The following is a 13,644-nucleotide window of genomic DNA, read 5'->3' as shown; positions in this document are numbered from 1 at the left end:
CGCCCCACGATCCACCGAAAGGCCCCCGCACCGTGCCCCACGCCCGCCGTGCCGCTCCGCTCCGCCTCATACCCCTGCGCCAACCCCCCGCCCCGGTCGACACGTTGACCGGCGGGGCGGACCGGAGCTGACGATGGCCGCTCCGACCGGCCAGGCGGCGTCCGCCGGCCCGCGCGTCAGCGCACAGGCCCGCAACGCCAAGCGCTTCATCGTCGGCATCGCTGCCATCGCCGCCCTCGGCGGCGCCCTCTTCGGCTACGACACCGGAGTGATCTCCGGCGCCCTCCCCTTCATGGAGGACCACTTCGGTCTCACCTCCCTGGGCGAGGGCATCATCACCAGCGCGCTGCTGATCGGCGCGGCCTTCGGCTCGCTGATCGGCGGCCGGATGTCCGATGCGCTGGGCCGGCGCAACTCCCTGCTGTGGGCGGGCGCCGTGTTCATCGGCGGCGCGCTGGCCGTCGCGCTCTCCCCCACCCTCCCCTTCATGACCGTGGCGCGCTTCGTCCTCGGCCTCGCCGTCGGCAGCGCCTCCGTCATCACCCCGCTCTACCTCTCCGAGATCGCGCCCCCGCACATCCGCGGCCGGCTGGTCTCCTTCAACTCCCTGATGATCGTCAGCGGCCAGCTGCTCGCCTACCTCGTCAACGCCGTCCTGGCGCACTGGGCGGCCTGGCGCTGGATGCTGGGCCTGGCCGCACTGCCCGCCGTGGCGCTGTTCGTCGGGCTCTTCTTCCTGCCCGACACACCCCGCTGGTACATCAGCAAGGGCCGGCAGGACGACGCGGCCGGGGTGCTGCGCCGTACGCTGCCCGTCGAGGACGTGCCCGCCGAGCTGGCCCGTATCGACCAGGCCCGCAACCTGGAGGCCGATGCCCGGCGCGGCGCCTGGGAGCAGCTGCGCACGCCCTGGGTGCGGCGACTGCTGCTGGTCGGCATCGGTCTGGCGGCGGTCCAGCAGATCACCGGCGTCAATGCCGTCGTCTACTTCGCGCCCAAGATCCTGGCGTCCACCGGCCTGGGCACCGGCGCCGCGATCACCGCCACCATCGCGATCGGCGCCATCTCCGTCCTCGCCACCGCGATCGGGATGTCGCTGATCGACCGGGTCGGCCGGCGGCCCCTGCTGATCAACGGCCTGGCCGGGATGACCGTCTCGCTCGCCCTGCTGGGCGCGGCCTTCCACCTCCCGCACTCCGGTGCCGTCAGCGTGCTGGTGCTCTGCCTGATGGTCCTCTACATGGCCTTCATGCAGGCCACCCTCAACACCGGCGTCTGGCTGCTGCTCGCCGAGATGTTCCCGCTCAAGGTCCGCGGACTGGCCATGGGGGCCGCGGTGTTCGTGATGTGGGTGGTCAACTTCGCGGTCGCGCTCGTCTTCCCGGTGCTGCTGGACGCGGTCGGCGCGAGCACCACCTTCTGGTTCTTCGGCGTGATGTGCGTACTGTCCCTGCTCTTCTGCAAGCGGTACGCACCGGAGACGAGGGGGCTGGCGCTGGAGGACCTGGAGCACGAGCTGCGGAAGGCGGCGGAGGCGAAGGCGGGCTGACGGGGCGTCGGCCACGGTGCCCGCCGGGCGCCGGCCGGGGCGCGCAGGGGCTGCCCCTGGTTGCCCTGGGGTTGCCCCTGGGGTGCCCCATCCGCCCCACCCGCCCCGGCCTGTCCCGTCCCGCCTCCGTCACAGCCATCCGCCCCGCGTCACGACTGTCACCGATCAGCGGTCCTTCCGTCACAGCCGTTCAACAGCCCCTCCCCGGCGGTCACTCGGTGTCGTTGTCCAGGCACAGGGTGAGTGATCACCAGGCCGTACGCGGCCCCCGCGCCGGCTCCCCCCGGGCCGACCCTGCGTACGGCCCTCAGGAGGTGGCAGAGATGACCGACCGCAGGCTCTGGTCCTACAAGGAGATCGCCGCACACATCCAGGTGCAGCCGGACACCGTGCGCTCGTACCGCAAGCACGGACTGTTGCCCGAACCGGATCTGGTGGAGGGCGGAAAACCGTACTGGTTCGCCGACACGGTCAGAGCATGGGTGGCCCAGCGTCCCGGCCAGCGCGGCCGACGCTGAGATCCACCGAACAGACCCTGTCCCCGGCGCCCGGCCCGGCGCCGGGGACCAGGCGCGGCAGGCGCCCGGGAAGCCTCGGGGCCTCTACGATCGTGGTATGCCCCGCACATCCCAGGCCGCGGCGCCCACCCGGATCGCGGTGATCGGCGCCGGCGCGATCGGCGGCTACACCGCCGCCCAGGCCCAGTGGGCCGGCCTCGACGTCACACTGTGCGTCCGCAGCCCGCTGCCCGGACTGACCGTCGAGAGCGAGGGCACGGCCCGGCCCGCGGCGGTACGTATCGCCACCGACCCGGCGCAGGTGACGCCGGTCGACTGGGTGCTGCTGACCACCAAGGCACAGGACACCGCGGGCGCCGAGGGCTGGCTGCGGAGGCTGTGCGGCCCGGACACCGCCGTCGCGGTGCTGCAGAACGGCATCGACCAGGAGGAGCGGGTCGCCCCGATCGTCCCCGAGGGCACCGACATCCTGCCGACCGTGGTCTACATCTCGGCGGAGCGCATCGCCCCCGGCCGGATCCGGCACCATGTCGCCAGCGAACTGCATGTACCCGAGGGCCCGTTGGCCGACCGGTTCGCCGCCCTGCTGGCCGGCAGCGAGCTGCGGGTGCACCCCGTCCCGGACTTCACCACGGCCGCCTGGCGCAAGCTGTTCACCAACCTCGCGGCCAACCCGATCACCGCCCTGCTCCAGCAGCGGATAGGGATCTTCGCCGACCCCGAGATGGCCGCGCTCACCCGCGATCTGCTGCGCGAGGCCGCCGCCGTCGCGCGCGCCGAGGGCGCGGACATCGGCGAAGCGGACGTCACCAGGACGCTGGAGCTGTACGCCACCGCACCACCGGACGGCGGCTCCTCGATGCTCTACGACCGCCTCGCGGGCCGCCCGCTGGAGCACGAGTTCCTCACCGGCGCGGTGGTCAGGGCCGGCGAACGGCACGGCATCGCGACCCCGTTGAACCGGATGCTGCTGATCCTGCTGCGCGCACTGGACCGCGAACTGCGGGGCGGGCAGGGCTAGGGACCAGACGTCCTAGGAACCCGCTATCGGCTCCGACGTCCTCGGTCCCCGCAATCCCGGCACATCGGCGAACGCGGCATCGGCGGCCTGTCCGCACACCTTGCCGGCCGTCTCGCCGGCAAAGCTGAAGACGCCGACCAGCTCCGGCCCTCGCTGCCCCCGCACGACCAGCGGACTCCCACTGTCGCCGAAGCACATCGTCGCGCCGCCGCCGTCCAGGTCGCGGGCGCAGAACATCGACGCGTCGTCCACCACCGCCGGAGTCTGGGCGGCGCACTGCGCATGGCTGCGTACGGTCAGGTCCCCTCGACGCAGCACGTCGCCGCGGATCTCCTTGTCCGGTTGGCTCGGATCCGGCGCGGCCGTGATGCCATGGGCGAAGATCGAAGCCTTCGTTCCGGGGCGCGGCCGCTGCTTCGCGATCGGGAGCGGCTTGACGCCGCGAACCGGGGCGGTGAGGCGGATCTCCGCCATGTCGTAGGCCGCCGAGGACAGTTCGGGGCGATCGGGGTCCACGGGGGAGGGCAGCAGCTTGTAGCCCGGGTGCGGTTCGGCGCTGCGGATGTCGCGTACGGTGCCCGGATCCTGCGACAGCACCGAGGACCCGATGTGCACCTCGATCTTCTTGACGTCCACGCCGTCGAGACAGTGGGCCGCGGTGAGCACGCGGTCGGGTGCGATCAGCGCGCCCCCGCACGAGGCCCGTGCCAGCAATGGAGCGTCGCCCTTCACGGCCAGCGTCGCAAGCCACGGAGCCGCCCCCGGCCGCGGCAACTGCGTACCGCCGGACATGGCCTGGGCCGTCCCCGCCGCCCCCAAGGCCGCGGTCACACCGACCACGGCCACGCCGAGGAACGCACCGGCCCGCATCCGACGAGCACGCGACACCCGGCGCCGCTTCGTTTCCGATTCCATCTCTCCACTCCCGCTGTCCCCGTTGCGCGGCGGTCCCGCGGCCCCCGCGGTCCGCCCTTGCGATCTTGTGACAGCAACAGAAACTAGTGGCGCGGAACGCGGGAGTAATCAGCCCCAAGTCGCGTCAGCCGTAATCCTTCGGAGCGACCGACCCTGACACACCCTCAGGGTCCGGGCTGGTCGGGCGGGACTTCTCTCGAACTGCTACTCCCGAAGGCTGACAGGGGCTCCCCCATGCGGTGAGGGGCGATCCGCCGTAGGCGTGAGGACAGGTCACCGGCGATCGAAGATGCTGAGGATCATGACAGCGATCGACGGATCCACCCCGGCCTCGACCACACATGACACCGAGCGTCCTGTCCCGCGCTGGGCGGAGATCGTCGCCCACCTCATCCCGCTGGTGGCGCTGCCGGTGTGCCTGTGGCGGCTGCCGATCGGTTTCGGCTACGGCATGGGCGGGGCGGTCCTGCCCCCGGCGTGGTTCAACGCCCCTTACGTCGTCGGACTCAGCGTCCTCTCCGAGTCGTTCGCCCTGCTCACCTTCGGTCTGGTGCGCCGTTGGGGAGAGGTCGTGCCCGACTGGGTCCCCAAGGTGGGCGGCAAGCGCATCCCGCCCTTCGCGGTGATCGCCCCCGGGGCCCTCGCCGGGCTCGTCTTCCTCGCGCTGATGGTGCATTGGGCGTTCGGCGCTTTCCGCATCGGCGGCGCGAGCGGCTTCCCGTACGCCGATGGGTGGGACACGCTGGCGATCACGGTCAGCGGCTTGTTCACCTTGTGGGGCCCTTTGCTGCTGGTCCTGACCTACGCCTACTACCGTCGCCGCTGCCAGTCGGATATCCCTTAGGGCCTGCCTGGGTCGCTCCTGATGTGGGCGTGACACGTTGACGACAGCTCCTGGGGCCAGGGAGCCGGAGCCGGGCCCGGAGGTCAGGGCCTGGGCGGCGCCGTCGATCCCCTGATCTCCAGCTCCGGGGCGACGAGTTGATGACCGGCCGGGGCGTCGGGGCGCTCCATACGGTCCAAGAGGCAGCGCGCCGCCCGGCGGCCGACCTCGTGGCTGGCGTTGTTCACCGAGTTCAGCCAGAGGTGGCGGATGCGGGCGAGGTAGGTGTTGTCGTAGCCGACGAGGGAGAGGTCGGCGGGTACGTCCAGGCCCAGTTCCTGGGCGGCGGACAGCGCGCCGACGCAGGAGATGTCATTGAACGCGAAGACGCCGGTGGGGCGTTCGGTGCCGCGCGACGGGTTGAGCAGCCGGACGGCGGCGCGGTAGCCGCCCTCCTCGGTCCCGTCACCGCTCTCCACGACGGCGCTCGCCGCCAGGCCGTGGGCGCGTACGGCGGCCTCGAAGCCGCGCCGGCGCAGCTCACCGACCAGCCCCTGCCCGGCGATATGGGCGATCCGCCGGTGGCCGAGGGCGATCAGGTGCTCGGTGGCGAGCCGGGCGCCGCGCTCGTCGTCGTTGGCGACGATGTCGACGTGCGGCAGCCGGGGTTCGTGGTTGCCCGCGATGACGGTCGGCAGCCGCTCGGCGACCTCGGCGAGCCCGTCGGTGTCCGGGAGTGTGCCGACGACGACGAGACCGTCGACCCGCAGTTCCTGGAAGGTGCGGGCGAAGTCCTGGCCGGCCCGCCGGTCGAGCCGCCCGTCGGCCATCAGCATCCGCAGACCGTGCGCCTCCAGCAGCGAGTTCAGACCGTCGAGGACCTCGACGAACCAGGGGTTGCGCATATCGTTCAGCAGCACGCCGACGGTGTGCGTACGGCGTGCGACAAGGCTGCGGGCGGCGGCGTTCGGCCGGTAGCCCAGCTCCTCGATGGCGTCCAGCACGGCCTGCCGCTTGGCGTCGCTGACCCGCGGCGAGCCCTGCAGGACGAGCGAGACCAGCGATTTGGAGACGCCCGCGCGCTCGGCGACACCGCGGATCGTCGGGGGGCGCCGCCCGTCGGCCCGCCCAGCGACTCGCCCGTCGCCCCGCCCCTCGGCCGGCTCATTGGACCGTTCCATGAACGGAAATCCTTCCATCGGGGCAGGTCGGGCGTCAATCGCCACCCCCGGCCGCAATACGCACCGCCGCACCCCTGCACAAGGGTTGACATGCAGACATCAGGACATGCAGGGTGCCGAGGAGGACAGCGTTGGACCGTTCCAATTCACCGTTCCCATTCCTCTCTGGGTTCCCACTCCTCTCTGGAAGGACCGAGCATGAAGATCGGCCTGATCGGCACCGGACGCATCGGCGCGTTCCACGCCAAGACCCTCCGGAGCGTCCCGGGTGTCACCGGCATCGTGGTCGCGGATGTGGACACCGCGCGCGCCGCGTCACTGGCGGACACCCTCGGGGTACGGGCCGCCCCGAGCATCGAGGAGATGTACGCGGACGGCCTGGACGGCGTGGTGATCACCGCCGCGACCAGCGCGCACGCCACGCTGATCCATCAGGCCCTGGACGCCGGGGTGCCGGTGTTCTGCGAGAAGCCGGTCGCGCTGGACGTGCCGGGCACCCTCGGGGTGGTGGAGCGGGCGCAGTCCGGCACCGTCCCCGTACAGATCGGCTTCCAGCGCCGCTTCGACGCGGGCTACCGCGCCGCCCGCGAGGCGCTGCGCTCCGGCGAGCTGGGCTGGCTGCACACCCTGCGCGCCTGCACCAGTGATCAGACGCCGCCGCCGGCCGGCTATATCCCGACCTCCGGCGGGCTGTTCCGGGACTGCAGCATCCATGACTTCGACATCCTGCGCTGGCTCACGGGCCGCGAGGTGGTCTCGGTCTACGCCCAGGGCGCCAACCGCGGTGCGTCCTTCTTCGCCGACGGCGACGATGTCGACACCTGCGCCGCGCTGCTGCGCTTCGACGACGACACCCTGGCCACGGTCACCGCGACCCGCTACAACGGCGCCGGCCACGACGTCCGGCTGGAGGTCTGCGGCTCCGAGGGCGCCCGCTTTGTCGGCCTCGACGACCGCGCACCGCTGCCGACCGCGGAGCCGAAGCTGTCGTGGCAGCGGGCGGCCGCCCCGTACGCCACGTTCATGGAGCGCTTCCACGACGCCTACGTCACCGAGCTGGGCGTCTTCACCGAGGTCGCCGCGGGCCGTACGCCGAGCCCCTGCTCGCCCGCGGAGGCGCTGGAGGCGCTCTACATCGCCGAGGCCTGTGAGCGCTCGCGCCGGACCGGCGCACCGGTCGCCGTCGCGGACGTCCGGGCCACCGCCGGCGGCGCGACCCCGGACGTGTGAGCGACCTCGGGGTCATATCGCTCGCCACCCTGGTCCTGGCCGCGCTGCTGGTGGGGGTCTCCAAGACCGCCATCAGCGGCGTCGGCGCGCTGAGCGTCGCGCTCTTCGCCGCCGTACTGCCCGCCAAGGAGTCCACCGGCGCCCTGCTGCCGCTGCTCCTGGTCGGCGACGTCCTGGCGGTCCGGGCCTATCGCAAGCACACCGACTGGCCCGCCCTGCTGCGGCTGATGCCCTCGGTCGCGGCCGGTGTGCTCCTCGGTGTCGCCTTTGTCGCCGTCACCGAGGACACCGTCATCCGCCGCACGATCGGCGTACTGCTGCTGACGATCGTGCTGCACCACGTGTGGCGCCACCAGCGCTCGCGGCGGGCCCGCGAGCGCCGGGCGTCGGGCGGCACGGACGCGGAGACGGACCGGGCGGCCGGGCCGCGGCGCGGCCACACGCTGCTCTTCGGTCTCCTCGCCGGTTTCGCCACCATGGTCGCCAACGCGGGCGGCCCCGCGATGTCGCTCTACCTGCTCGCCTCGGGCTTCACCATGCTCGGTTTCCTGGGCACCGGGGCGTGGTTCTTCCTGATCGTCAACCTCTTCAAGCTGCCGTTCAGCATCGCGCTGGGGCTGGTCACGCCCGATGCGCTCGCGCTGGACGCGGTCCTCGCGCTCGCCGTGCCCGCCGGCGCGCTGATCGGACGGGCCGTGGTGCACCGCATCGAACAGGCCGTCTTCGCACGTCTGGTGCTGCTGTTCACCGCGCTCTCCAGCGTGAACCTGCTGCGCTGATACGGGGAGACGGCCCGAGGTCAGGCCCGGACCGTCCCCCCGCACCGGTCATACGGCCACGACGGATGAGGCCCGGTCGCCACGCCCCTCACCGTCCCCCTTGCAGCTCCCGCCGCTCTCGCCCTCGCCGCTGCCCTTGGGCGCCTCGCGCAGCGCGCGCCGGCGGGCGGCCCACTGGATCGCGGTGCCCACGGCGGCGACCGCACAGGAGATGCCCAGGCCGATCCCGGCGGCGTAGAGCGGGCGGCCGGCGGCGGCGCTGCCGAGGTAGCCGAGTCCGACCGAGTACGTCGCCCAGGACGCCTCGGCGATTCCGGCGCCGAGCATGTACTTGCGCACCGGGTAGCGCAGCACCCCGGAGGCGAGCGCGCCGGCGATCCGCCCGCTGGGCAGGAACCGTACGGCGATCACGAACGGCACGCCGTACCGCTGGATGCGCTGCGAGGTCCACTCCAGCAGCGCCCGGCGGCGCGGGTTGCGGCGCATCCAGCGGCGTACGGGTTCGCCGAACCGCCGGGCCACGAGGTACATGAGCAGGTCCCCCAGCAGGGCGCTGGCCGCCACGACCAGCAGGATCAGCGGGAGGAACGCCTCTCCGCGGGAGGCGAGCACGCCGGCGGAGACCAGCAGCGCGGAGTTGGGGACCAGTGGCGGCAGTGTCGTGAGCACCAGCAGGCCGTAGAGGGCGAGTACGTCCATCCGGCCGCCTCCTCGGATCGCCCCGAGTCCGTATCCCAAGGCTGACGCGTGAGGGGGCGCACGGCAACGTGATGGGCGTGCCACCAGTCTGGATTGATACCCCCTAGGGGTATACAGTGGCTAAGGTCGGGAGTCACCGGCAGCCGCCCGGGCCTCTCGTGGCGCGCTCCGACACTCTGGCACCGTGCACCACACGGAACACATCGGCACCACAAGGAGAATCCCCCATGGCTGAGAACAGCTCCTGCTGCACCCCGGAAGGCTCCTGCCACTCCGGCGGCACCGACGTCCAGGTCGGCGAGGTGACCACCACGTACAAGGTCACCGGCATGACCTGCGGTCACTGCGAGGGTGCGGTGTCGTCCGAGATCGGCGAGATCGCCGGGGTCAGCTCGGTGCAGGCGGTCGCGGCCACCGGCCTGGTGACCGTCACGTCCAAGGCCCCGCTGGACGAGGAGGCCGTGCGCGCGGCCGTCGACGAGGCCGGCTACGAGCTCGTGGGGCAGGCGGCCTGATCACGGCGCCCGGCTCCACCGCACAGGCGCAGGTCGAGCTCGCCATCGGCGGGAAGACCTGCGCCTTGTGCGCAACCGGCCGAAGAGGCCGGGGGCGAGCTGCCGCCGAAACTGCGGGAGGCGCTGGTCGCCGAAGCCGAGGGAGGCACCGGCCGCCACCGAGGCGGCCGGCAACAGCCCGCGACAACGAAAATTCACATAGCTCTTACAACTGACACAACACCCATACCTCAGGGCCTCGATCTCCAACTCGTGGCCCTTGACCGTATTCGCCCCCATATGGCAAGAGACCCAGATCACACTCATTGGAACGTAACCATTGAGGGGGGTCGCGAGTCTAACCGGGCAGTGCAAGCACCCCGGCGGGGCTTGCACTGCACCAGCCGTGCTGATCTTGGGGGATCATGTCCGGCTACGCGTGGCCGGGGCGACGCGCCCGGGGAGCTTTGAGCGGCCCTCCCGAATGTGCGCGTCCCGGCGGAGCGCGGTGCGACCCGGAGCGCCCGGACGGATCCCGTGGGGGGAATCCGACCCGGGAACAGGGAAGCGCCCCGCACTCTGGACCCGTGGGGGGATCCGGAGGCGGGGCGCTTTTCGTTTGTGCGCGCCAGGGCCTGTCCTCAGAAGGCGGCCGTCAGCGCTCCTCGACCGGCACGAAGTTGCGCTCGACGACACCGGTGTAGATCTGCCGCGGGCGGCCGATGCGGGAGCCGGGCTCCTTGATCATCTCGTGCCACTGGGCGATCCAGCCGGGCAGCCGGCCGAGCGCGAAGAGCACGGTGAACATCTCGGTCGGGAAGCCCATGGCCCGGTAGATCAGGCCGGTGTAGAAGTCGACGTTCGGGTAGAGCTTGCGCGAGACGAAGTAGTCGTCGGAGAGCGCGTGCTCCTCCAGCTTGAGGGCGATGTCCAGCAGCTCGTCGGACTTGCCGAGCGCGGAGAGGACATCGTGCGCCGCCGCCTTGATGATCTTCGCCCGGGGGTCGAAGTTCTTGTAGACGCGGTGCCCGAAGCCCATGAGCTTCACGCCGTCTTCCTTGTTCTTCACCTTGCGGATGAAGGAGTCGACGTCACCGCCGTCGCGCTGGATGCCCTCCAGCATCTCCAGCACGGACTGGTTGGCACCGCCGTGCAGGGGGCCCCACAGGGCGTTGATACCGGCCGAGATCGAGGCGAAGAGGTTCGCCTGCGAGGAGCCGACCAGACGCACCGTGGAGGTCGAGCAGTTCTGCTCGTGGTCCGCGTGCAGGATCAGCAGCTTGTCGAGGGCGCTGACCACGACCGGGTCGAGGTCGTAGTCCGCGGCGGGCACCGAGAAGGTCATACGCAGGAAGTTCTCGACGTACCCGAGGTCGTTGCTCGGGTAGACGACCGGGTGGCCGACCGACTTCTTGTACGCGTAGGCCGCGATCGTCGGGAGCTTGGCCAGCAGCCGGATCGTGGAGATGTGGCGCTGCTGCTCGTCGAACGGGTTGTGGCTGTCCTGGTAGAACGTCGACAGCGCGCTGACGACCGACGACAGCATCGCCATCGGGTGAGCGTCCCGGGGGAAGCCGTCGTAGAAGCGCTTGACGTCCTCGTGAAGCAGGGTGTGGTACGTGATGTCCTGCTTGAAGTTCGCCAGCTCATCGACGGTGGGCAGCTCGCCGTTGATGAGGAGGTACGCGGTCTCGACGAACGTGCTGCGCTCTGCGAGCTGCTCGATCGGATACCCGCGGTAACGAAGAATGCCCTGTTCACCATCGAGATAGGTGATCGCGGATTTATATGCCGCGGTGTTGCCGTAACCGGAATCCAGGGTCACCAGACCGGTCTGGGCGCGCAGCTTCGAGATGTCGAAGCCCTTGTCGCCGACGCTGCTGTCGACGACCGGGTAGCTGTATTCGCCGTCCCCGTAACGCAGTACTACAGAGTTGTCGCTCACGTCATCCCTCACCGACGTTGTGCCTCTTCTTCGAGGTGCCCTGACTGCCTATACCTTCCCCCATTTGGACCTTGGATGTGCACTCGGGGTCGGCCATAGGGCCTCATCGCGGCACTCAGTGCCGCATGAGTGTCCATCCTGCTCCCCTTCGCCCCGATTGGGAAAGAGGAGTGACATCACATGGCCCCGGCGAGCCGGTGAGCGAGCGCCGTACACCGCCGACCGGCGGATACGGTGCGGACGGCCTGCCCCAGGGCCTTCCGGGAGCCGACCAGCACCACCAAGCGCTTTGCCCGGGTCACGGCGGTATACAGCAAATTGCGCTGCAGCATCATCCAGGCACTGGTGGTGACCGGAATCACCACCGCTGGATACTCACTACCCTGCGAGCGATGGATCGTCACGGCATAGGCGTGCGCGAGTTCGTCGAGTTCGTCGAAGTCGTACGGAACCTCCTCGTCCTCGTCGGTCCGCACCGTCAGCCGCTGCTCGTCGGAGTCCAGCGCGGTGACGACACCGACCGTGCCGTTGAAGACGCCGTTGCTGCCCTTTTCGTAGTTGTTCCGGATCTGGGTGACTTTGTCGCCGACCCGGAAGACCCGGCCACCGAAGCGGCGCTCGGGCAGATCGGGGCGGGCGGGGGTGACGGCCTGCTGGAGCAGACCGTTCAGGGCGCCCGCACCGGCCGGACCGCGGTGCATCGGGGTCAGTACCTGAACGTCGCGGCGCGGGTCGAGCCCGAACTTCGCCGGGATCCGGCGCGCCGCCACATCCACCGTCAGCCGCCCGGCCTCCTCATTGTCCTCCTCGACGAACAGGAAGAAATCCGCCAGCCCGTTCGTCAGCGGCGGGACGCCGGAGTTGATGCGGTGGGCGTTGGTGACCACGCCGGACTGCTGGGCCTGCCGGAAGATCCGGGTCAGCCGGACGGCGGGAACCGGCCCGCCCTCGGAGAGCATGTCCCGCAGGACCTCACCGGCCCCCACCGACGGCAGCTGGTCCACATCCCCGACCAGCAGCAGATGGGCGCCCGGCGGCACCGCCTTGACGAGCTTGTTGGCCAGCAGCAGATCCAGCATCGAGGCCTCGTCGACCACCACCAGATCGGCGTCCAGCGGCCGGTCGGCGTCGTACGCGGCGTCCCCGCCCGGCTTCAGCTCCAGGAGGCGGTGGACCGTGGAGGCCTCCGCCCCGGTCAGCTCCGAGAGCCGCTTGGCCGCCCGGCCCGTGGGTGCCGCCAGCACCACCTTGGCCTTCTTGGCGCGGGCCAGCTCGACCACCGACCGGACCGTGAAGGACTTGCCGCAGCCCGGCCCGCCGGTGAGCACCGCGACCTTCTGCGTCAGCGCCAGCCGTACCGCCGCCTGCTGCTCGGGCGCCAGCTCGGCACCCGTACGCCGCGCCAGCCACGCCAGCGCCTTGTCCCAGTCGACGTCCCGGAACGCCGGCATCCGGTCCTCGCCCGTACGCAGCAGCCGGGTCAGCCGGCCGGCGAGCGAGATCTCGGCGCGATGGAACGGCACCAGATAGACGGCGGTGACCGGCTCCTCGTCCGCGCCGCCCGGCACCTTCTCCCGGACCACCCCCTCCGGGTCCGCGGCCAGCTCGCTCAGACAGTCGATGACCAGTCCGGTGTCCACCTGTAGCAACTTCACCGCGTCCGCGATCAGTTGCTCCTCGGGGAGGAAGCAGTGGCCCTGGTCGGTGGACTGCGACAGCGCGTACTGCAGGCCCGCCTTGACCCGGTCCGGGCTGTCGTGCGGAATCCCCACGGACTGGGCGATGCGGTCGGCGGTCAGAAAGCCGATGCCCCACACATCCGCGGCCAGCCGGTAGGGCTCGTTACGGACCACGGAGATCGAGGCATCGCCGTACTTCTTGTAGATCCGCACCGCGATGGAGGTGGACACACCGACGCCCTGGAGGAAGACCATGACCTCCTTGATGGCCTTCTGCTCCTCCCAGGCCGCCCCGATCATCTTCGTCCGCTTGGGGCCCAGACCCGGCACCTCGACGAGGCGCTCGGGCTCGCTCTCGATGACGTCGAGGGTGTCCGTACCGAAGTGCTCGACGATGCGGTCCGCGATCCGCGGACCGATGCCCTTGATCAGGCCGGAGCCCAGATAGCGGCGGATGCCCTGGATCGTGGCGGGCAGGAGGGTGGTGTAGTTCTCGACCGTGAACTGCTTGCCGTACTGCGGATGGGAGCCCCAGCGCCCCTCCATCCGCAGCGACTCCCCCGGCTGCGCCCCGAGCAACGCACCCACAACGGTCAGCAGATCACCCGAACCACGGCCCGTATCAACCCGCGCGACCGTATAGCCGCTCTCCTCATTGGCGTAGGTGATCCGCTCCAGGACCCCTTCCACGACGGCTGCGTTGACCATGGAACGACGGTACCGCCGAGGTCTGACAACCCGCCTCGAAACGCCTCCCCCGCCCCCTCCCCCTCTCCCCCTTCGGGGGAGGGGGCGGGGGGTGGGTTCGGGG

Annotated in this window: 12 protein-coding genes; 7 read left to right on the top strand and 5 right to left on the bottom strand. The window is 70.7% G+C overall.

Features of this window, described 5'->3' with window-relative positions; translation table 11 throughout:
- The first annotated feature begins 133 nt into the window (after window positions 1–133).
- The 3 genes from DY245_RS36870 (at window position 134) to DY245_RS36860 (ending at window position 3,088) form a co-directional block, all read left to right on the top strand.
- Window positions 134–1,549, top strand: coding sequence for a sugar porter family MFS transporter (locus DY245_RS36870; RefSeq protein WP_128511455.1), 1,416 nt, complete (start codon window positions 134–136; stop codon window positions 1,547–1,549).
- Between the two features lie 323 nt (window positions 1,550–1,872).
- A complete protein-coding gene (locus tag DY245_RS36865; RefSeq protein WP_033265761.1) occupies window positions 1,873–2,067 on the top strand; it encodes a helix-turn-helix transcriptional regulator in 195 nt (64 codons plus the stop codon).
- A 97-nt stretch (window positions 2,068–2,164) separates the two neighbouring features.
- Window positions 2,165–3,088, top strand: coding sequence for a 2-dehydropantoate 2-reductase (locus tag DY245_RS36860; RefSeq protein WP_128511454.1), 924 nt, complete (start codon window positions 2,165–2,167; stop codon window positions 3,086–3,088).
- Between the two features lie 12 nt (window positions 3,089–3,100).
- Here the strand turns inward: DY245_RS36860 and DY245_RS36855 are convergent, their stop codons facing one another.
- Window positions 3,101–4,003 (bottom strand): S1 family peptidase, encoded by a 903-nt coding sequence (locus DY245_RS36855; protein ID WP_244943503.1) that lies wholly within the window; start codon window positions 4,001–4,003, stop codon window positions 3,101–3,103.
- 301 nt (window positions 4,004–4,304) lie between these two features.
- Here DY245_RS36855 and DY245_RS36850 point away from each other — a divergent pair, with 301 nt between their 5' ends.
- Window positions 4,305–4,847 carry a hypothetical protein gene (locus tag DY245_RS36850; protein ID WP_128511453.1) on the top strand — a complete coding sequence of 181 codons (543 nt, stop codon included), beginning with the start codon at window positions 4,305–4,307 and terminating at the stop codon, window positions 4,845–4,847.
- A gap of 83 nt (window positions 4,848–4,930) precedes the next feature.
- Here DY245_RS36850 and DY245_RS36845 read toward each other — a convergent pair whose 3' ends face one another.
- Window positions 4,931–6,007 (bottom strand): LacI family DNA-binding transcriptional regulator, encoded by a 1,077-nt coding sequence (locus DY245_RS36845; protein WP_128511452.1) that lies wholly within the window; start codon window positions 6,005–6,007, stop codon window positions 4,931–4,933.
- A gap of 198 nt (window positions 6,008–6,205) precedes the next feature.
- Between DY245_RS36845 and DY245_RS36840 the strand changes: the two genes are divergently transcribed.
- Together DY245_RS36840 and DY245_RS36835 are read left to right on the top strand one after the other, a co-directional pair.
- Entirely contained in the window at window positions 6,206–7,237 is a 1,032-nt protein-coding gene (locus DY245_RS36840; RefSeq protein WP_128511451.1) for a Gfo/Idh/MocA family protein, read from the top strand.
- Window positions 7,234–8,016, top strand: coding sequence for a sulfite exporter TauE/SafE family protein (locus DY245_RS36835; protein WP_128511450.1), 783 nt, complete (start codon window positions 7,234–7,236; stop codon window positions 8,014–8,016). The genes DY245_RS36840 and DY245_RS36835 overlap by 4 nt, the downstream gene beginning before the upstream one ends.
- A 48-nt stretch (window positions 8,017–8,064) precedes the next feature.
- Here the strand turns inward: DY245_RS36835 and DY245_RS36830 are convergent, their stop codons facing one another.
- Window positions 8,065–8,715, bottom strand: coding sequence for a DedA family protein (locus tag DY245_RS36830; RefSeq protein ID WP_128511449.1), 651 nt, complete (start codon window positions 8,713–8,715; stop codon window positions 8,065–8,067).
- A gap of 227 nt (window positions 8,716–8,942) precedes the next feature.
- Between DY245_RS36830 and DY245_RS36825 the strand changes: the two genes are divergently transcribed.
- Window positions 8,943–9,230 (top strand): heavy-metal-associated domain-containing protein, encoded by a 288-nt coding sequence (locus tag DY245_RS36825; protein ID WP_128511448.1) that lies wholly within the window; start codon window positions 8,943–8,945, stop codon window positions 9,228–9,230.
- 634 nt (window positions 9,231–9,864) lie between these two features.
- On the opposite strand, the gene DY245_RS36820 is transcribed toward DY245_RS36825, so the two are convergent.
- On the bottom strand, window positions 9,865–11,154 hold the full coding sequence (locus tag DY245_RS36820) for a citrate synthase (protein ID WP_128511447.1): 1,290 nt from the start codon (window positions 11,152–11,154) through the stop codon (window positions 9,865–9,867).
- Between the two features lie 176 nt (window positions 11,155–11,330).
- A complete protein-coding gene (gene recD2, locus DY245_RS36815) occupies window positions 11,331–13,541 on the bottom strand; it encodes an SF1B family DNA helicase RecD2 (protein WP_128511446.1) in 2,211 nt (736 codons plus the stop codon).
- Window positions 13,542–13,644 lie beyond the last annotated feature (103 nt).

The sequence above is a fragment of the Streptomyces inhibens genome, assembly GCF_003389455.1.
Taxonomy (GTDB): Bacteria; Actinomycetota; Actinomycetes; order Streptomycetales; family Streptomycetaceae; genus Streptomyces; species Streptomyces inhibens.
The sequence above is the reverse complement of the archived record's forward strand: the minus strand, read 5'-3'. Positions and strand labels throughout refer to the sequence as shown.